This window comes from Aeromicrobium sp. JP4 (assembly GCF_054957925.1).
In genome coordinates, this window is sequence record NZ_CM143290.1 from 1,963,789 (window position 1) to 1,983,020 (window position 19,232).

Genomic DNA, 19,232 nt, shown 5'->3' on the forward strand with positions numbered 1-19,232 from the left:
GTCAGCTCAGCTGGCGCAGGCGCACGGTCTCGGGCAGCGCGGCGAGCTCCTTGAGCACGTCGGCGCCGACCTCGGCCGAGACGTCGGTGACGACGTAGCCCAGCTCGCCGCGGGTGGCGAGCTGCTGGCCCTCGATGTTCACCCCGTGGTCGCCCAGGATCGTGTTGATCGTGGCGAGCACGCCCGGGGCGTTGTGGTGCACGTGCGCGAGGCGGTGACGCGCCGGGTCGCTCGGCAGGTTCAGCTCGGGGAACGTGACGGACAGGTTCGTCGTGCCGGCCTTGGCGTAGGCACGCAGCTTCGACGCGACGAAGCGGCCGATGTCCTGCTGGGCCTCCTCGGTGGAGCCACCGACGTGCGGCGTGAGGATCACGTTCGGCACGCCGCGCAGCTCGCTCTCGAACGGGTCGCCCTGGGCCTTCGGCTCCACGGGGAAGACGTCGAGGGCGGCGCCGGCGATGTGGCCCGACTCCAAGTGGCGGCGCAGCGCCGAGGTGTCCACGGCGATGCCCCGCGACAGGTTGAGGAACAGCGAGCGCGGCTTCATCGCGCGCATCTGCTCGTCGCCGAACAGGCCCGCGTTGCCCGGGCGGCCGTCGACGTGCAGCGAGACGACGTCGGAGATGGCGAGCAGCTCGTCGATCGTGGCGCACTTCTTGGCGTTGCCCAGCGCGAGCTTGTCGTCGATGTCGTAGAACACGACCGACAGGCCGAGCGCCTCGGCGATGACCGAGAGCTGGCTGCCGATGTTGCCGTAGCCGACGATGCCGAGCGTGCGGCCGCGCACCTCGTGGCTGCCGGCGGCCGACTTGTTCCACACGCCGCCGTGCATGGCGGTGGACTTCTCGTGCAGGCGGCGGGCGAGCGAGATGATCTCGGCGATCGCCAGCTCGACGACGCTGCGCGTGTTGGAGTAGGGCGCGTTGAAGACCGCGACGCCGTGGCGCTTGGTGGCGGCGAGGTCGATCTGGTTCGTGCCGATGCAGAACGCGCCGATCGCGAGCAGGTCGGGAGCGTTCTCCAGGACCTTCTCGGTGATGTATGTCGTCGAGCGGATGCCGAGCAGGTGGACGCCCTTGACGGCCTCGATGAGCTCGTCCTCGGTGAGCGCGGCGCTGCGCGTCTCGACCTGGTAGCCCTTGTTGCGCAGGAAGTCCGCGCCGTCGGCGTGGATGTTCTCGAGGAGCAGGACCTTGACGTCCTGGTCGTCGATCGTGGTCATCGGTTCGTGAACGTCGAAGCTCATGCTCATCATCGTCATCGTGTGTGGCCTCCGGGTCAGCGGTCGATCGGGCTGACGCGGGGCCCAGGCGAACGGTCCCGTAAGTCGTGCTGTCCACGGCTCCCTGGTGGTAGCCACCTCAACGCCAGTCGCGCGCGGACCACCCCATCCTAGCGGCTCGGGCCTGATCCCTCGATCACGTCCGGGAGCGTGGACTCAGGGCGCGAGGTTGCCCTTCATCGCCTCCACGGCCTCCGGCGGGACCTCCTGGTCGAGGTTCGCCAGGCGCACCTGGCCCTGCGCGATGAGCTTCCCGTCCTGGTTGACCGAGTCCAGGTGCCACAGCTGCTGCGTGCGGCCGCGGTGGATCGGCGTCGCCGTGACGGTGATGGTGTCGCCGTTGCGCGCCTGGCGCAGGAAGTCGGTGGAGTTGTTGGTGCCGACGACGACGCCCTTCGTGCCCAGCCAGATCTGGCCGGCCATGCTCGCGGTCGACTCGTGCACCGCGCAGTAGATGCCGCCGTGCGGGATGCCGAAGGGCTGCAGGTGGCGGTCGGTGATGGTGAAGCGCACCACCACCTTCTCGGGAGTCAGCTCGACGTGCTCGACACCGAGCACTCCGTCCAGTCCGGGAACTTCGCTCATGCAGGGGACTCTAAATGAGGCCGCACCGCCTTCGTCCGCCGCGTGGGCCGTTCGGGACTTGATACGGGTACCCCCTAGGGGTATGGTCGAGACATGAGCCATGAACATCCCGGATACGCCGACGACAAGGCGGCCGTCCTGAAGCGGCTGGCCCGCATCGAGGGCCAGGTCCGCGGGATCAACCGCATGGTCGAGTCCGACACCTACTGCATCGACGTGCTGACCCAGATCAGCGCGACCACCAAGGCACTCGAGGCGGTGGCGCTGAAGCTGCTCGACGAGCACCTGGCCCACTGCGTCGCCGATGCCGCCGCCAAGGGCGGCCCCGAGGCCGACCTGAAGATCAAGGAAGCGTCCGACGCCATCGCGCGTCTCGTGAGGAGTTGAGGATGAGCACCACCACCTACACCGTCACCGGCATGACCTGCGGCCACTGCGCCGCCTCCGTCACCGAGGAGATCTCGACCCTGCCCGGCGTCGAGGACGTCGCGGTCGACGTCGCCTCCGGTGCGGTCACCGTGACCAGCACGGCCCCGCTCGACGACGCCGCGGTCGCGGCCGCCGTGGACGAGGCCGGCTACGCGTTGGCGGGTCCGCGCGACCTGCCGCTGGCCTGATGACCACGCACGAGACCGGGGTCGAGCAGACCACCACGTACCGGCTCGACATCGGCGGCATGAGCTGCACGTCGTGCGCCGCGCGCATCGAGAAGAAGCTGAACCGGCTCGACGGCGTGGAGGCCACGGTCAACTACGCGACCGAGAAGGCCACCGTCCACGCGCACCACGCCGTGGACCCGGACGAGCTGGTCCAGACCGTGGAGAAGACCGGCTACACGGCGCAGGTCCACGACCCGCACGCCGGTCATGAGGGCCACGCCGCCCACGGCGGCCTGCACTCGGCCGAGTCGATGCGCCGGCGCCTGATCGTCGCCACGATCCTCACGCTGCCCGTCCTGGCGATCTCGATGGTCCCGGGCCTGCAGTTCACCGGGTGGCCGTGGGTCGCGCTCGCGCTGACGACGCCCGTCGTGCTGTGGTGCGCCTACCCGTTCCACTGGTCGGCGGTGCTCAACCTGCGCCACGGCGCGGCCACGATGGACACGCTCATCAGCATGGGCGTCACGGCGGCGTACGCCTGGTCGCTGGTCCAGCTGTGGATCGGCGTCACGGGCCACGGCGTGGAGCACGGGCACTACTACTTCGAGACGGCTGCCGCGGTGACCACGTTCATCCTCGCCGGCCACTACCTCGAGGCCACCGCGAAGGGCCGGTCGAGCGCCGCCCTGCGCGCCCTCATGGACCTCGGCGCCAAGCAGGTCACCCTCCTGCGCGACGGCCGCGAGGTCGAGGTGCCGATCGAGCAGCTCCACGCGGGTGACACGTTCGTCGTGCGTCCCGGCGAGAAGATCGCCACCGACGGTGACGTCGTCGACGGCGCCTCGGCCGTGGACGAGTCGATGCTGACCGGCGAGTCCGTCCCGATCGACGTCGCCACGGGCGACACCGTCACGGGCGCCACGGTCAACCAGTCGGGACGCCTCGTCGTGCGCGCCACCGCGGTCGGCCAGGACACCCAGCTGGCCCAGATGGCACGGCTCGTCGAGGAGGCCCAGGAGGGAAAGGCCGAGGTGCAACGGCTCGCCGACCGCATCTCCGCCTGGTTCGTCCCCGGCGTCATCGCGATCTCGGCCGTCACGCTGCTCGTGTGGCTGCTCGTGGCGCCTGGCATCGGCGCCTTCGAGGCCGCCGTGGCGGTGCTGATCATCGCCTGCCCGTGTGCGCTCGGTCTGGCCACGCCCACCGCGCTGATGGTGGGCACGGGCCGAGGAGCCCAGCTCGGCATCCTCATCAAGGGTCCGCAGGTGCTGGAGTCCACCCGCGCGATCGACACGATCGTGCTGGACAAGACCGGCACCATCACGACCGGCACGATGACGGTCGCGCACGTCGACCCCGCCCCCGGCGTGGATGTCGACGAGCTGCACCGGCTGGCCGCGTCGGTGGAGGCCGCGTCCGAGCATCCCGTGGCGCGGGCGATCGCGGCACTCGCCGAGCCGCTCCCCGTGACGGCGTTCCGCAACCACGCGGGACAGGGCGTCGAGGGCACGGTCGACGGCCACGTCGTCCGCGCGGGCCGCCCGGGCTGGATCGGCGCCGACGACCGGCCCGACCGCACCGGCACCGTCATCGCGGTCTCCCGCGACGGCGAGGTCCTCGGCACGATCACCGTGGCCGACCGGGTGAAGGAGTCGTCGCGCGAGGCCGTCGCCGACCTGCGGCGCCTGGGCCTCGAGCCGATCCTGCTGACCGGCGACAACGAGCGCGTGGCCACGGCCGTGGCGGCCGAGGTCGGCATCGACCGGGTGCACGCCGAGGTGACCCCGCAGGACAAGCTCGACGTCGTGCGCGAGCTGCGGGAGCAGGGTCGCGTGGTGGCGATGGTCGGCGACGGCGTCAACGACGCCGCGGCGCTCGCCGGGGCCGACCTCGGGATCGCGATGGGCACCGGCACCGACGTGGCGATCGCCGCGAGCGACCTCACGCTCGTGCACGGCGACCTGGCCACGGCCGTCACCGCGGTCGAGCTGTCGCGGGCCACGCTGCGCACGATCAAGGGCAACCTGTTCTGGGCCTTCGCCTACAACGTCGCCGCGATCCCGCTGGCCGCCCTGGGCTTCCTGAGCCCGATGATCGCGGGCTTCGCGATGGCCGCGAGCTCGGTGTTCGTGGTGACCAACTCGCTGCGACTGCGCCGCTTCGGCCACTGATCGCCTCCGTTCCGGCCCCCCGATTCCGGGGGGCCGGACCTCGTCTTCGGCGGCCCACGCAGACCGATGACGCCTCCGCATGACACGATTCCCGGAGAAACGCGGCGACCGTATCGGGACGGCGCCGCACCGACGAGGGGGAAACATGAACGTTCGCAAGCCTGCCGCCGCACTCGCCGCCGTGGTCCTGTCCCTGGGGCTCACCGCCTGTGGCGGTGGCGGCCAGTCCGTCGAGGACGCCTGCAAGGTGGCCGAGAAGGAGGTCAAGGACGCGATGGGTGACCTGAGCGGCATCGACCCCACCGACAGCGACAAGGCCACCGAGACGATCGCCTCGATGGGCGACGCTCTGCAGAAGACGCAGAAGAAGCTGGACAACCAGGAGGTCAAGGACGCCATCGCCGCGCTCTCGGCCGAGTTCGACAAGCTCGAGGGCGCCTTCGCCGACCTCAAGGCCGCCGGCCAGGACACCACGAAGCTCCAGGAGGTGTCCAAGGAGATGAGCACGCTCTCCACCGACATCCAGAAGAAGGGCGAGAAGCTCGACGAGCTCTGCGGCTGATCCGCCCACCCCGCCGACGCCGCGGAGTCCCCTCGGGGGCTCCGCGGCGTCGTCGTCGGTGGCGGCGGCGGGTGTCGGGGCGCGGGCATAGGCTGGCCGCATGTCGATGCTGACCGTCTCCGGTTCCCTGTCCGTCCGCGAGAAGATCGCGTTCCCCCCGGGCGGGGTGGCCACGGTCAAGGTCGTCGACGCCGACGGCGAGGTGCTCGCCGCCACGGCCCTCCCGGCCGACGGCGTGCCCGTGGAGTTCAGTCTCGACATCGACGAGCAGCTCGTCACCAGCGAGCTGTTCGTGTGGGCGTTCCTGCGCAACGAGGTCGGCGGCTGGGGCACCCTCGAGCTCGTCCCGGCCGACCTCGGCACGGTCGACCTGACACGGATCGGGGACTGAAGCCGTGCCGCGACCGGGCCCGTCCGTCACGCACCTGAGCGATGCCGAGATCGCTGCGGACAACCGCCCGGTGCTGCGGCGCATCGCCACCCTGCTGCGCCCCTACCGCGCCAAGATGGCCTCGGTCGGGGTCATCGTCGTGCTCGCGGCGCTGCTCACCTCGATCGTCCCGTTCCTCACCCAGGCGGTCTTCGACGACGCGCTGTTCGGCGAGGGAGGTCCCGACCTCGGCCTGCTGGGCTGGCTCGTCGCCGGCATGTGCGCGCTGCCGATCCTGGCGTCGATGCTCAACATCGCCCAGAACTGGCTGACGTCCACGATCGGCAACTCGGCGATGGCCGACCTGCGCAGCGAGCTGTTCGCCCACCTGCAGAAGATGGAGCTGGCCTTCTTCACCACCACGAAGACCGGTGCGATCCAGTCGAGGCTCGCCAACGACGTGGCGGGGGTCCGCACCGTTCTCACGGACACCGCCACCTCGATCCTGCAGAACACCGTCACGGTCACCGCGGCGTTCATCTCGATGGTCATCCTGTCGTGGGAGCTCACGATCCTCACGCTGATCCTCATGCCGCTGTTCGTGTGGCTCCAGCTCAAGGTCGGCCGGCGCCGCCAGCAGCTGGCCCGGCGCACGCAGGAGAGCCTCTCGGAGATGACCGCGATCACCGAGGAGTCGCTCAGCGTCTCGGGGATCCTGCTCGCCAAGGTGTTCAACCGCAGCAGGTCCGAGGCCGAGCGCTACCGGACGGCGAACCTCGAGCAGACCCGCCTGCAGGTCGAGCAGGCGATGACCGGCCGGCTGTTCTTCGCCACGGTGCAGACCTTCTTCGCCATCACCCCGGCGATCATCTACCTGTTCGCCGGCTTCATCATCGCGGGGCGACTCCCCGGCGATCCCGCCTCGCTGACCGCGGGCACCCTCGTGGCGTTCACCACGGTGCAGGCCCGCCTGCAGATGCCGCTGCTGCAGCTCATGCGCGTCTCGCTCGACGTGCAGACGTCGCTGGCGCTGTTCCGCCGCATCTTCGAGTACCTCGACCTGGAGCCCGCGATCGTGGACCGACCCGGTGCGCGCGACGTGAGCCCGGCCGACCTGCAGGGCACGATCGAGTTCCGCGACGTGTGGTTCCGCTACCCCGAGCCGCGGACGCTCACCGGCGAGACCGCCAAGGACCGCTTCGGCGACTCCGCCGGCGCCATCGACGCCGAGTCCACGGCGCAGGAGGACGCCTGGGCCCTGTCCGACCTGTCGTTCACGATCGAGGGCGGCCAGCTGGCGGCGATCGTGGGCCCCTCGGGCTCGGGCAAGACCACCGCCACCTACCTGGTCCCGCGCTTCTACGACGTCGATCGCGGCCAGGTGCTGATCGACGGCATCGACGTGCGCGACATCAGCCTGTCGTCGTTGGCCGACTGTGTGGGCATGGTGACGCAGGAGCCCTACCTCTTCCACGGCACGATCCGCGAGAACATCGCCTACGCCAAGCCGGGGGCCACGCCTGAGGAGATCGTCGCGGCCGCCACCGACGCCAACATCCACGACCGGATCATGAGCTTCCCCGACGGCTACGACACCGTCACGGGCGAGCGCGGCTACCGGCTCTCCGGCGGCGAGAAGCAGCGCATCGCGATCGCCCGCGTCCTGCTGAAGAACCCGCGCATCCTCATCCTCGACGAGGCCACCAGCGCGCTCGACAACGAGACCGAGCGGCTCGTGCAGGAGGCGCTCGAGCGGGCCACCTCCGGCCGCACCACGCTCGCCATCGCGCACCGGCTCAGCACGATCCAGAACGCCGACGTGATCTTCGGTCTCGTCGACGGTCGCGTCGTGGAGCAGGGCACCCACGCCGAGCTCGTCGACGACCCCGACGGGCTGTACGGCCGGCTGTACCGCGAGCAGTTCTCCACGCGCCGTCCCGCGCAGGATGCGCCGCATCCCGTGGGAGCCGTGGGGTTCCTGCGCGCCGATGTCTGCCTCTGATTCCAGGGGGACGCGACAAAGGCGTGGTCACCGCCCGCGAGGACTGCCAGAATTCACGCCATGACCACCGCCTACCTGGTGACCTCGGCAGTGCTGCTGCTGTCGGTCCTGGCGGTGCGGCACCACCGGCCGGCCGTGTCGGTGCCCGTGGTCATCCTCGTGCTGTCGGTGGCCGCCTGGAACCTGCTGCGGGCGCTTCGCGGACCCGACGACCTCGCGCCGAGCCTCCTCGTGGCGGTCAACGTCGTGGTCGTGCAGGTCAGCGCCGTCAGCTTCTTCGTGGCCGCGCGACGACTCGTCCACGGGCGCTGGGTGGTCGCGCCCTGGCTGTGGATCGCCGCGGCGGCGATCGCCGCTCTCAGCTTCGCCGGCATGGTGCCGGCGCTCGGCATCACCGACGGTGACCGCTACTACGACAGCCCGGTCTACGCGGCGCACCTGATCTACGCGTTCGGACTCCTCGGCGCCGGCGTCCTCACGCTGAGCACACGCCAGCACGACCCGTCCAGGCACGTGCGCCGGGTCGTCCTCGCGGCCGAGGTCGCGGGCCTGTTCGTCGTGTCCTTCCAGGTGCTCGTTCCCGCGCTGACGCCGCTGGCCATCGCCGCGATCTGCCTCGTCCTGGTGTGGACGACGAGCCACGTCGGGTCGTGGTCGCGGTCGGCCTCACGGGCGGACCGCCTGATGAACTCGATCGGCGTCTTCATCTTCGTGATCGACCGCGCCGGGCGGCTCCAGGACTGGAACGGCCCGGCCGCCAGCCTGCTGCGCCTGATGGGTCGCACTGCCTCGCACGGGATGGATCTCACCGCTGCGCTGTCGATGCCTCCGCGGTTCGTGGACGGGGCCACCGTCACGCTGTTCATCCAGGGCGGTGAGCTGCGCACCGCCCTGTCGGTGCACTCGGTCGACCCGCTCGCCCGCGACGGCGACCTGGTCCTGATGTTCCGTCCCGTGCGCTCCTCGGTGGAGGGCTCGTCCTTTCCCACCGTCTCCGGCGCCCTCAAGGGACACGACCCCGGCACCCAGACCCTCGGCCGCAAGGCCGCCCTCGAGGTGCTGAGGACCGTGGCGGCGCAGGGCGGCACCGTCATCCGGCTCGTCGTCACACCGCGCGACCCGCACCGGACCGACGAGGTGATGTTCCTGATCGCGCGGCGCATGGAGGCCCGAGCGGCCGAGGCCGGCTTCCCCGACGTGGAGTGGGCCCGCCTGGACACGTGGACGTTCGTCACCGAGCTGCTGGAGCACGACTTCGACGCCGTCCCGGGAAACGTGCCGCTGGACGACCTCGGGGTCGACATGGAGGTCACCTTCCACACGCCCCTGCCGGGCGAGTCGTCCGCCGCCTTCATCCGGCGCGTGAGCGACGACGCCTACGGACGCGACACCGCCCACGGCAGCTGAGCCGGGGACCGAGCGGCTCCGGACGTGACTCGCCCGGGGCCCCTGAGGACCCCGGGCGAATCGAGCGATCAGGCCCGGCGGCGGCGTGCCATCACGATGGCGAGAGCACCGAGCGCGATCGCACCCAGTCCACCGGCCAGCGCACCGAGCGTGGCGCTCGAGCCCGCGTCCGCCAGCGGCGAACGGTCGGCCGCGCGGTCGGCGGCCTTCTCGTCGCCCCGGTCGCTGCCGTCGACACTGTCGTCGTCACCCGCGACGTCGGGGTCGTCGCCCGGCTCGGCCGGCGCGTCGGGAGCCGCCGTGACGTCCACCGTGACGGTCGCCGTGTCGCAGACGGGCACCGGAGTGGAGTCGTCGCAGCGCTCGTACTCGAAGGAGTCCGTGCCGACGAAGCCCTTCTTCGGCGTGTAGCGCACGGTGCCGTCCTGCAGGACCTCCGCGACGCCGTGCTTCGGCTGCGTGGTGACCCGCGCGGCCGTGAGCGGACGACCGGTCCGGCTGGTGTCGTTGCCCTCGACCTCGATGACCACGGGTCGACCCTCCTGGGTCGTGGCCTTGTCGTCGCCGGTCACGACCGTGTTGGCCCGCACCTTCACGGGGATCGTCACGGTGTGGCACTGCACGGGCTTCGACGTGTCGCACACCCGCAGGTCGAACGCGTCGTCACCGGAGTAGCCGTCGTTCGGCGTGTAGGTCACGGCACCGGTCTGGGGGTCGACGGTCACGTCACCGTGGGCCGCGCGTCCGGCGACCACCGACTGCGGATCCAGCGCCGCACCCGCGGAGCTCACCAGGTCGGCGAGCGGGATCGTCAGCGCCTCGTCCTGGTCGGTCTCGACACCGTCGGAGGCCAGCGGAGTGTTCGTGAACGCGTTCACGACCGTCACCGTGACCGTGGCGGTGTCGCACACCGGCGTGGGCGTCGACGTGTCGCACACGCGGTACTCGAACGTGTCCTCACCGGAGAACCCGGCCTCGGGCGTGTAGGTGACCAGGCCGTCGGCGTCCACCACGGCGGTGCCGTGGGCCGGGGCCGTCGTGACCGTCGGGTGCCCCAGGGCCTGGCCGGAGGCCGAGCCGTCGTTGTCCCTCACGTCGACGTCGACCTCGGTGCCGAGCGCCGTCGTCGCGGAGTCGTCGGCCGCGGCGACCGCGTTCGCGGACACCTCGACGCCGATCGTGACGGTGGTGCACTGGGCCGGGACCGAGGTGTCGCACACGCGGACCTCGAACTCGTCGTCACCGGAGTAGCCCGGGTCCGGGGTGTAGGTCAGCTCGCCCGTGGTCGGGTCGACCGTGACCTCGCCGTGGTCGGGACCGTCGGGGACGGTGACCGTGGTGGGGTCGAGCGGCTTGCCCGAGGGCGAGACCACGTCACTGAGCGGGATGTCCTTCGGAGTGTTCTGCGGCGTCGCGACGCCGTCCTCGACGGCGGTCTCGTCGGCGAAGACGTTCTCGACCGTGACCGTCACCGTGGCCGTGTCGCACACCGGCGTGGGCGTCGAGGTGTCGCACACGCGGTACTCGAACGTGTCCTCACCGGAGAAGCCGTCCTCGGGGGTGTACGTGATCCGGCCGTCGGACTCGACCACGGCGGTGCCGTGACCCGGAGCCGTCGTCACCGTCGGCGCCGCGAACGGCTGCTCCGACTCGCTGTCGTCGTTGCCGCGGACGTTGATCGTCCGGGGCGTCTCGACCGACGTCGTGGCCGAGTCGTCGGCCGCCTCGACCGTGTTCGCGCCGACCGTGACCTCGATCGTCACCCGCGTGCACTGGACTGGAGCGGAGGTGTCGCACACGCGCACCTCGAACTGATCGTCACCGGTGTAGCCGGGGACCGGCGCGTAGGTCAGCTCGCCCGTGACCGGGTCGACCGTGGCGGTCCCGTGCTCGGGAGCCACGGGGATGGTGACCTTCGTCGGGTCGAGCGGCGTGCCGGTCGCGGAGACCACATCGTCCAGCGCGACCTTCTTCGCCGTGTTGTGCGGCGTCGAGACGCCGTCCTCGACCGCGCTCTCGTCGCTGAAGACGTTCTCGACCGTGACGGTCACCGTGGCCGTGTCGCACACCGGCGTGGGCGTCGAGGTGTCGCACACGCGGTACTCGAAGGTGTCCTCACCGGAGAAGCCCGCTGCCGGCGTGTAGGTGATCCGGCCGTCGGACTCGACCACCGTCGTGCCGTGGGCGGGAGCCGTCGTCACCGTCGGCGCCGCGAACGGCTGCTCCGACGCGCTGTCGTCGTTGCCGCGGACGTTGATCGTCCGGGCCGTCTCGACCGCCGTGGTGGCCGAGTCGTCGGCTGCCTCGACCGTGTTCGCGCCGACCGTGACGCCGATCGTCACCGTGCTGCACTGGACCGGGTCCGAGGTGTCGCACACGCGCACCTCGAACTCGTCGTCACCGGTGTAGCCGGCATCGGGGGTGTAGGTCAGCTCGCCCGTGGCCGGGTCGACCGTGACCTCGCCGTGGCCGGGCTCCTCGGAGACCGTGACCTTGGTCGGGTCGACCGGCTTGCCGGTCGCGGAGACCACGTCGGCGAGCGGGATGTCCTTGGCGGTGTTCTGGGGCGTCTTCACGCCGTCCTGCGCCGCGGTCCCGTCGCTGAAGACGTTCTCGACCGTGACCGTCACCGTGGCGGTGTCGCACACGGGGGTCGGCGTCGACGTGTCGCACACGCGGTACTCGAACGTGTCCTCACCCGAGAAGTCGTCCTCCGGGGTGTAGACGATGCGGCCGTCCACCGTGACGGAGGCGGTGCCGTGCTCCGGAGCCGTCGTCACGGACGGCAGCGCGAGCGCCTGGCCCGAGAGCGAGGTGTCGTTCTGGCGGACCAGGACCGCGGTCGCCGTCCCCACCTCGGTGGTCGCGGTGTCGTCGGACGCCGCGACGGTGTTCGCGCCGACCGTGACCTCGATCGTGACCGTCGTGCACTGCGCCGGGCTCGAGGTGTCGCACACGCGCACGTCGAACTCGTCGTCGCCCGAGTAGCCCAGGTCCGGGGTGTAGGTCAGCTCGCCCGTGGTCGGGTCGACCGTGACCTCGCCGTGCGCGGGTGCCTCGGGGATGGTCACTGCGGCGGGGTCGAGCGGCTGGCCCGAGGGCGAGACCACGTCAGCGAGCGGGATGTCCTTCGGGGTGTTCTGCGGCGTCGTGACGCCGTCCTCGACCGCAGTCTCGTCACTGAAGACGTTCGTCACCGTGACGGTCACCGTGGCCGTGTCGCAGGCCGCCGTGGGCGTCGAGGTGTCGCAGACCCGGTACTCGAACGTGTCCTCACCCGAGAAGCCGTCCTCCGGCGTGTAGGTGATCCGGCCGTCGGACTCCACCACGGCGGTGCCGTGGGCGGGAGCCGTCGTCACCGTCGGCGCCGCGAGCGACTGGCCCGAGGCGCTGTCGTCGTTGCCGCGGACGTCGATCGTCCGCGGGGTCTCGACGGGCGTGGTGGCCGTGTCGGCGGTGGCCGTCACCGTGTTGGCGGTCACCGTGACGTTGATCGTGACGGTGCTGCACTGGACCGGGCTCGACGTGTCGCACACGCGGACGTCGAACTGGTCGTCACCGACGTAGCCGGCGTCCGGCGTGTAGGTCAGCTCGCCCGTGGTGGGGTCGACCGTCACGTCGCCGTGGCTCGGCTCCTCGGACACCGTGACCTTCGTCGGGTCGAGCGGCTTGCCGGTGGCGGAGACCACGTCGGTCAGCGGGATGTCCTTCGCCGTGTTCTGGCGCGTCGTGACGCCGTCCTCGGCGGCCGTCTCCTCGGCGAAGACGTTCGTCACCGTGACCGTCACCGTGGCGGTGTCGCACTCCGCGGTGGGAGTCGAGGTGTCGCAGACGCGGTACTGGAAGGTGTCCACGCCGGAGAAGCCGGCGGCCGGCGTGTAGGTGATGCGGCCGTCGGACTCGACCACGGTGCTGCCGTGGGCCGGGGCCGTCGTGACGCTCGGCGCCGCGAAGGGCTGGCCCGAGGCACTGTCGTCGTTGCCGCGGACGTCGATCGTCCGAGGCGTCGCCACCGGCGTCGAAGCCGTGTCGTCGTCGGCCGTCACCGTGTTGGGCGAGACCGCCACCGTGATGGTGACCGTCGTGCACTGGGCCGGGTCCGAGGTGTCGCACACGCGGACGTCGAACTCGTCGTCACCGACGTAGCCGGCGTCCGGGGTGTAGGTCAGCTCGCCCGTGACCGGGTCGACCGTCACGCGACCGTGGTCGGGAGCACCGGGGACCGTCACCTTGGTCGGGTCGAGCGGCCGGCCCGACGGGGACACCACGTCGGCCAGCGGGATCTTCTTCGCGGTGTTCTGCGGCGTCGTCACACCGTCCTCGACGGCGGACTCGTCGCTGAAGACGTTGGTCACGGTGACGGTGATCGTCTGGGTGACCTCCTGGCCGGAGGCGTCGCGCAGCGTGTAGGTGAAGCGGCCGGTGCCGGAGAACCCGGCGGCCGGGGTGTAGGTCACCACGCCCTGGTCGAGCGCGACGGTTCCGTGCTCGGCCGAGCCGACGCCGACGAGCTCGAGACCCGTGCCCCGACCGAGCGCCTGGAGGGCTGCCTCCGAGATCGTCACGGGGACGCCGGCCTGCGTCGTGCGGCTGCCCGGGTCCGCCTGCGGCGTGACCTGGACGAGGACGGTCACGAGCGTCCCGTCGGACGTGCGGTAGGTGAAGGAGTCCGAGCCGGAGAAGCCTGCCGGCGGCGTGTAGGTGTAGCGACCGGCGGCGTAGGCGACCGTGCCGCCCTTCACCGAGGTGCGGTCGTACGTGCCGTTCGAGGTGTCCGTGACCGTGGCCGGGACGTTGACCTCGGTGGCGAGGACGACCTGCGTCTCCGCCGTGGCCGGCGGGGCGGGGTTCGGGTCCTCGTTGCCGATGGCGTAGGCCTTGTTGATCAGCGGGCCCGGGGTGGACGGCGCGGTGGCGCTGACGTTGACGACCGCCTCGGCGCCGACCGGGAGGTAGCCGCCGTTGCACGTGGCGACCTTCTGCGTGGTGCCGGTCACGACGCACGACGTGTCGGTGCTGGTCACGCTGACGTTGCCGAGGTTGTTCGGGAGCACATCGTTGAGGACGAAGCCCGACGTGTTGCCCGGGCCCTCGTTCTTCACCACGACGCGCCACGTGATGGTCTTGCCGACGACGACGGTGGCGGGGCCGGTCTTCGTCACGCTGAGCTTGGACTCCAGGGCGGTGGCGCAGTTCGTCGCGTCGCTGCGCTGGTTGGCGGGGGCGGTCACGCGGCTGATCAGCTCGAACGTGGGCGTCGCCTGGTCGGCGTTGCGGATCGCGATCTGGTACATGAAGCCGTTGGTCGCGATGAGGGCGAGGTTGCCGTTCGTCATCGTGAACGCCGAGCCGTACGAGTTGGTCGGCATGATGTCGGTCGGCACCGTGAAGGCCGTGACGGCACCGGTGGACGGGTTGATGCGGTAGAGCTCGGGCGCCTGACCGTAGTTCGCGGCCCACAGGTAGCCCTTGAGGAACGTCAGGTCGGCGAAGCGGATGCTCCGCGAGAGGGTGATCGTCGTGCGCGTCGGGCGCGGGGTGCTCGTGGCGCTCGTGACGTCCTTGAGGCCGGCGATCCTCTGGATCGTCGTCGTGCCGGCGTTGCCCGAGGCCACGTAGTAGTTGCCGGCGCTGTCGAACTCGCCGCTGTCCCACAGGGTGCTCGGGGGCGCACCCAGCGCCGTGCTCGCGTCGCCCAGCGGCGTCACGGCACCCGAGCGGTTGATGCGGGCGAGCGAGCCACGGATGTTCGTGCCCGAGGTCTGTCCGTAGAACGTTCCGTAGAGGTACTCGTCGGTCGGGTTGAACGCCAGCGCGTTGAACACGTTGGCGCCGGTGTAGTTCGTTCCGATCTGGGTCCACTGGGAACCGCCCGAGGTCGTGTACGAGCCGGTGTTGAGCTTGACGGTGCCCACCGGGTCCTCGGCCTGGGCGAAGAAGCGCGGGACCGTGCAGTCGAACGCGGGCGCGGGGGCAGCCTGGGCGACCGGCGCGGGCGCGAGGACCGTCATGGTCCCGGCGAGGCTGAGCGCGATCAGGGTGAAGGCGGTGGCACAGGTGAGCAGACGGCGGTGCAGACGGAACGCCATGGAAATACGAGACCTCTCGACAAAGGAAGCTTCAGAGCACGCGAAGGCAGGACGAGATCGGGCCCGATCGGTGCGATCCGGCCCGTCGTTGCTGGGTCCTGAGGGGAGCGCGCCCGGCTCCCTCCGGACCGCTCCGGCAGGACGTTACCTGCGGCGGTCCTCGCCTGTCGGCGTTTCGGCGCCCCGCGGGCGCAGGGCCGTCGAGAAGGGTCCCAAAGAACTACACAGGGGTGACCAAAGTGTCATGACGCACGCCACATGAGTCACATGAGGTGAGTTCCGAAGCACCCGCCGCGCTTGGCGACGGCGGCGGTCAGGGGGCCAGGCCCACGTACTTCGTCTCGAGGTACTCCTCGATGCCCTCGTCGCCGCCCTCGCGACCGAAGCCCGACGCCTTCATCCCGCCGAACGGCGCGGCCGGGTTGGAGACGACACCCTGGTTGATGCCGACCATGCCGGTGTCGAGGCCCTCGTAGACCTTGATGGCGCGCGAGTAGCTCTGCGTGAACGCGTAGGCGACGAGACCGTACTCGGTGTCGTTGGCCATCTGCAGCGCCTCGTCGTCGTCGGAGAACGTGAAGATCGGCGCGACCGGCCCGAAGATCTCCTCACGCCAGACCCGGGCCTCGCGCGGGACGCCGGTCAGGACGGTGGGCGGGTAGTGGTAGCCCGCGCCGTCCGGCACCTCGCCGCCGGTGAGCACCGTGGCACCGTGCTGCTTCGCGTCGTCGACCAGCTCGGCCACCTTGTCGCGCTGCTTGGCCTCGACGAGCGGGCCCACCTCGGCCTGCTCCATCCGCTTCGCGAAGCGCGTGGCGAACTCCTCCGCGAGCGACTCGTGCACGATGAAGCGGTTCGCGGCCGTGCAGGCCTCGCCGATGTTGCGCATCTTGGCCAGCATCGCGCCGTCGACCGCCTTCTCGAGGTCGGCGTCCTCGAAGACCAGGAACGGGGCGTTGCCGCCGAGCTCCATCGAGACGCGCAGGACACCCTCGGCGGCCTGCTCGATGAGGGAGCGGCCCACCTCGGTGGAGCCGGTGAACGTCAGCTTGCGCAGCCGGGGGTCGCGGATGATCGGCTCCATCACCTTGCCGGTGCTCTTCGTCGTGACGATGTTGAGGACGCCGTCGGGCAGGCCGGCCTCGGTGAGGATCTCGCCCAGGCTCAGCATCGTGAGCGGCGTCAGGGAGGCGGGCTTGACCACCATCGTGCAGCCGGCCGCGATCGCCGGGCCGATCTTGCGGGTGCCCATCGCGAGCGGGAAGTTCCACGGCGTGATCATCAGGCACGGGCCCACCGGCTGCTTCAGCGTCAGCAGCCGGGTGGCGCCGTTGGGGGCGACCGAGTGGCGGCCGGCGATCCGCACGGACTCCTCGGCGAACCAGCGGAAGAACTCGGCACCGTAGGCGATCTCGGCCTTCGACTCGCTGACGGGCTTGCCCATCTCGGCGGTCATCTGCTCGGCCAGTTCGTCGGCGCGCTCGGTGATGATCTCGAACGCACGCCGCAGGATCTCGCCGCGGTCGCGGGGCGCGGTGCGCGCCCAGTCGGCCTGCGCGGCCACTGCGGCGTCGAGCGCCGCCCTGCCGTCGGCCACGGAGGCGTCGGCCACCGTCGCGAGCGTCTCCCCCGTCGCGGGGTTCTCGACGTCGAAGGTCGCGCCGCCCTCGGCGTCGCGCCACTGTCCTGCGATGAAGAGCTGATGGGCCATGCTCCCGACGCTACCGCGCTCAGCGCCTCCCTTCGACCTGTCAGACTTCGGGCCATGCACGACCGCCTGCGCGGGTGGATCCGGCTCACGCTGCCGGGACTCCTCGGCGCCTTCGCCTTCGCCCTGCTGTCCCTGACCCCGTCCCTGCTGCCCCGGCCCGCCCTGTTCCAAGGACTCGTCACGGGCGTCACGGCCGCGATCGGGTACGGCCTGGGCGTCGCCCTCGCCTGGGTCTGGCGCGCCTTCGCCGACCGCGAGGCGCGGCGACCGAGCCGGCGGCAGTGGCGCTGGACGATCGGTGTCGGGCTCGTCGCGCTCGGGATCGTCGACGTGATGAGCGTGCGCCAGCAGGACCGGGTCCGCGAGCTCATGGGCATGGGCGACGCCAGCGCCTGGCGCCTGGTCACGGTGCCGGTCGTCGCCGTGATCGTGTTCGCCCTGCTGGTCGCGGCCGGCCGCGGACTGCGTCGCGCCACCCGGTGGGTCTCGGCCCTCCTGGCCCGGCGGATCGGCGCGCAGGCCGCCCGCGCCACCGGCGTGGTCCTCGTGGCCGCACTGACGTTCTTCACGCTGAGCGGCGTCGTCTACGACAACGCCATCGCCGCGGTGGACTCCTCCTTCGCGCTGGGTGACCAGCAGGTCTCGTCGAATCTCGAGGCACCCACCAGCACCTTGCGGTCGGGCAGCCCGGACTCCGAGCTGGCCTGGGAGGACCTCGGCCGGCAGGGGCGCCGCTTCGTGGCACGCGGCCCGAGCGGCGAGGAGATCGCGGAGTTCACCGGCCGGCCGGCCCTCGACCCCATCCGCGCCTACGCCGGCACCGCCAACGCCGAGGACGTGGAGGAGCGGGCGCGGCTCGCCGTCGACGACCTGGAGCGGGCGGGCGGCTTCGACCGCGCCAACCTGTTGGTGGCCGGGACGACGGGCTCGGGCTTCATCGAGCCGAGCGCGTCGAACTCGTTCGAGTACCTCACCGGCGGCGACTCGGCGATCGTGTCGATGCAGTACTCGCACCTGCCGTCCTGGGTGTCGTTCCTGGTCGACCAGCGCGCCGCGCGCCACGCCGGCCGCGCCCTCTTCGACGCCGTCTACGAGCGGTGGAGCGCCCTGCCCGCCGACAACCGGCCGCGGCTGTACCTCTTCGGCGAGAGCCTCGGCTCGTTCGCGCTCGAGACGGCGTTCAGCGGCGAGGCCGACCTGCGCAACCGGACGTCCGGTGGGCTCTTCGTCGGGCCCCCGGGGTTCAATGCGCTGTTCACCGAGTTCCGCGAGCAGCGCGACCCGGGCAGCCGCGAGATCGAGCCGATCTTCCGCGACGGGCGCACGGTGCGCTTCACGAACGACCCGTGGGGTCCGACGATCCCCCTCACCCGCCCCTGGGACGGACCGCGCCTGCTCTACCTCGTGCACCCCTCGGACCCGATCACGTGGTGGAGTCCCGACCTGATCTGGGACAAGCCCGACTGGCTCTCCGAGCCGCGCGGCTCCGACGTCGCGAACGCGATGCGCTGGTACCCGATCGTCACCTTCTGGCAGACCTCGGCCGACATGGCCGTGGGGATGGCCGTCCCGTCGGGGCACGGGCACGACTTCGTCGGCGAGCACGTCGCCGCCTGGGCCTCGGTGCTGCAGCCCGAGGGCTGGACCAGCGCCGACCTGCGCCGCCTCCAGCAGCAGATCGTCGACGCCGACGCCGAGAACGCCGGCGTCCCCCCGTCGCTGCGCGACTGACCCGGGGAAACCGTCAGCGCTCGCGCGGGTCGCGCAGCTCGCGGACGCGGGTGATGACGAACCAGCCGCAGACCACGAGGACGGCCAGGATCACGAGGCGCTGGAACCAGTCGGCCCAGGGCTCGATGACGTGCCAGTTCTCGCCCAGCGTGTAGCCGGCGCCGACGAAGATCGAGTTCCAGATCAGGCTGCCCAGCGTCGTCAGCAGCAGGAAGATGCCGAAGGACATCCGCTCCACGCCGGCCGGGATCGAGATGAGGCTGCGGAAGATCGGCACCATCCGGCCGAAGAAGATCGCCTTCGTGCCGTGCTTGGCGAACCAGGCCTCGGTGACCTCGAGATCGCGCACCTTCAGCAAGGGGGTCCGCTCGAACACCCAGGCGGTCCGGTCGCGGCCGAAGAGGCGCCCGAGCCAGTACATGATGCAGGCGCCGATCACGGAGCCGGCGGTCGTGGCGAACAGCGCGCCGGCGAGGGAGAACCGGCCCTGGCTCGCGGCCAGGCCCGCCATCGGCAGCACGATCTCGCTGGGGATCGGGGGAAAGAGGTTGTCCAGGCCCACCGCGAGGGCGGCGCCGAACAGGCCCATCCGGTCCATCAGGTCGACCATGAAGCCCGCGAGTCCGTCGATCTCCTGGTCGGTCGCCTGAATCATCACCCGGCAGAGCATAACGAGCAGTGCTCAGCGTGTCGCCGTTCCGAGGAGCCGGGTACCGTCGCCGG

General features: G+C 71.0%; 13 protein-coding genes and 1 riboswitch. Of the genes, 8 read left to right on the plus strand and 5 right to left on the minus strand.

What is annotated here, in order from left to right; translation table 11 throughout:
- Position 1: 1 nt before the first annotated feature.
- On the minus strand, positions 2-1,246 hold the full coding sequence (serA, locus tag ACY1JX_RS09645) for a phosphoglycerate dehydrogenase (RefSeq protein ID WP_241732814.1): 1,245 nt from the start codon (positions 1,244-1,246) through the stop codon (positions 2-4).
- A 51-nt stretch (positions 1,247-1,297) separates the two neighbouring features.
- Positions 1,298-1,385: riboswitch (ZMP/ZTP riboswitch) on the minus strand.
- A gap of 53 nt (positions 1,386-1,438) precedes the next feature.
- Entirely contained in the window at positions 1,439-1,867 is a 429-nt protein-coding gene (locus ACY1JX_RS09650) for a PaaI family thioesterase (protein WP_181753683.1), read from the minus strand.
- A 93-nt stretch (positions 1,868-1,960) separates the two neighbouring features.
- Between ACY1JX_RS09650 and ACY1JX_RS09655 the strand changes: the two genes are divergently transcribed.
- From ACY1JX_RS09655 to ACY1JX_RS09685, 7 genes are all read left to right on the plus strand, one after another.
- Positions 1,961-2,254, plus strand: coding sequence for a metal-sensitive transcriptional regulator (locus ACY1JX_RS09655; RefSeq protein WP_181753681.1), 294 nt, complete (start codon positions 1,961-1,963; stop codon positions 2,252-2,254).
- Between the two features lie 2 nt (positions 2,255-2,256).
- A complete protein-coding gene (locus ACY1JX_RS09660; protein ID WP_462563849.1) occupies positions 2,257-2,484 on the plus strand; it encodes a heavy-metal-associated domain-containing protein in 228 nt (75 codons plus the stop codon).
- Entirely contained in the window at positions 2,484-4,637 is a 2,154-nt protein-coding gene (locus ACY1JX_RS09665; RefSeq protein WP_462563850.1) for a heavy metal translocating P-type ATPase, read from the plus strand. The genes ACY1JX_RS09660 and ACY1JX_RS09665 overlap by 1 nt, the downstream gene beginning before the upstream one ends.
- 145 nt (positions 4,638-4,782) lie before the next feature.
- Complete coding sequence (locus tag ACY1JX_RS09670) at positions 4,783-5,199, plus strand: hypothetical protein (RefSeq protein ID WP_181753675.1); 417 nt, start codon at positions 4,783-4,785, stop codon at positions 5,197-5,199.
- 100 nt (positions 5,200-5,299) lie between these two features.
- Positions 5,300-5,590 (plus strand): YbaY family lipoprotein, encoded by a 291-nt coding sequence (locus ACY1JX_RS09675; RefSeq protein ID WP_153302926.1) that lies wholly within the window; start codon positions 5,300-5,302, stop codon positions 5,588-5,590.
- A 4-nt stretch (positions 5,591-5,594) separates the two neighbouring features.
- A complete protein-coding gene (locus ACY1JX_RS09680; RefSeq protein ID WP_462563851.1) occupies positions 5,595-7,571 on the plus strand; it encodes an ABC transporter ATP-binding protein in 1,977 nt (658 codons plus the stop codon).
- A 60-nt stretch (positions 7,572-7,631) separates the two neighbouring features.
- Positions 7,632-8,978 carry a nitrogen regulation protein NR(II) gene (locus tag ACY1JX_RS09685; RefSeq protein ID WP_181753673.1) on the plus strand — a complete coding sequence of 449 codons (1,347 nt, stop codon included), beginning with the start codon at positions 7,632-7,634 and terminating at the stop codon, positions 8,976-8,978.
- Positions 8,979-9,046: 68 nt separating this feature from the next.
- Here the strand turns inward: ACY1JX_RS09685 and ACY1JX_RS09690 are convergent, their stop codons facing one another.
- Positions 9,047-15,067, minus strand: a complete 6,021-nt coding sequence (locus ACY1JX_RS09690; protein WP_462563852.1) for an Ig-like domain-containing protein — start codon at positions 15,065-15,067, stop codon at positions 9,047-9,049.
- Between the two features lie 313 nt (positions 15,068-15,380).
- Positions 15,381-16,778, minus strand: coding sequence for an NAD-dependent succinate-semialdehyde dehydrogenase (locus tag ACY1JX_RS09695; RefSeq protein ID WP_462563853.1), 1,398 nt, complete (start codon positions 16,776-16,778; stop codon positions 15,381-15,383).
- Positions 16,779-16,832: 54 nt separating this feature from the next.
- On the opposite strand from ACY1JX_RS09695, the gene ACY1JX_RS09700 reads away from it, so the two are divergent.
- Positions 16,833-18,509, plus strand: a complete 1,677-nt coding sequence (locus tag ACY1JX_RS09700) for an alpha/beta hydrolase (RefSeq protein ID WP_462563854.1) — start codon at positions 16,833-16,835, stop codon at positions 18,507-18,509.
- Between the two features lie 13 nt (positions 18,510-18,522).
- Here the strand turns inward: ACY1JX_RS09700 and ACY1JX_RS09705 are convergent, their stop codons facing one another.
- Positions 18,523-19,164, minus strand: coding sequence for a DedA family protein (locus ACY1JX_RS09705; protein ID WP_241732972.1), 642 nt, complete (start codon positions 19,162-19,164; stop codon positions 18,523-18,525).
- Positions 19,165-19,232: the final 68 nt, after the last annotated feature.

What these genes read in the sequence shown, in the direction of transcription:
- serA (WP_241732814.1), bottom strand. Translation starts at nt 1,246, where the DNA reads ATGAGCTTCGACGTTCACGAACCGATGACCACGATCGACGACCAGGAC.
- ACY1JX_RS09650 (WP_181753683.1), bottom strand. Translation starts at nt 1,867, where the DNA reads ATGAGCGAAGTTCCCGGACTGGACGGAGTGCTCGGTGTCGAGCACGTC.
- ACY1JX_RS09655 (WP_181753681.1), top strand. Translation starts at nt 1,961, where the DNA reads ATGAGCCATGAACATCCCGGATACGCCGACGACAAGGCGGCCGTCCTG.
- ACY1JX_RS09660 (WP_462563849.1), top strand. Translation starts at nt 2,257, where the DNA reads ATGAGCACCACCACCTACACCGTCACCGGCATGACCTGCGGCCACTGC.
- ACY1JX_RS09665 (WP_462563850.1), top strand. Translation starts at nt 2,484, where the DNA reads ATGACCACGCACGAGACCGGGGTCGAGCAGACCACCACGTACCGGCTC.
- ACY1JX_RS09670 (WP_181753675.1), top strand. Translation starts at nt 4,783, where the DNA reads ATGAACGTTCGCAAGCCTGCCGCCGCACTCGCCGCCGTGGTCCTGTCC.
- ACY1JX_RS09675 (WP_153302926.1), top strand. Translation starts at nt 5,300, where the DNA reads ATGTCGATGCTGACCGTCTCCGGTTCCCTGTCCGTCCGCGAGAAGATC.
- ACY1JX_RS09685 (WP_181753673.1), top strand. Translation starts at nt 7,632, where the DNA reads ATGACCACCGCCTACCTGGTGACCTCGGCAGTGCTGCTGCTGTCGGTC.
- ACY1JX_RS09690 (WP_462563852.1), bottom strand. Translation starts at nt 15,067, where the DNA reads ATGGCGTTCCGTCTGCACCGCCGTCTGCTCACCTGTGCCACCGCCTTC.
- ACY1JX_RS09695 (WP_462563853.1), bottom strand. Translation starts at nt 16,778, where the DNA reads ATGGCCCATCAGCTCTTCATCGCAGGACAGTGGCGCGACGCCGAGGGC.
- ACY1JX_RS09700 (WP_462563854.1), top strand. Translation starts at nt 16,833, where the DNA reads ATGCACGACCGCCTGCGCGGGTGGATCCGGCTCACGCTGCCGGGACTC.
- ACY1JX_RS09705 (WP_241732972.1), bottom strand. Translation starts at nt 19,164, where the DNA reads ATGATTCAGGCGACCGACCAGGAGATCGACGGACTCGCGGGCTTCATG.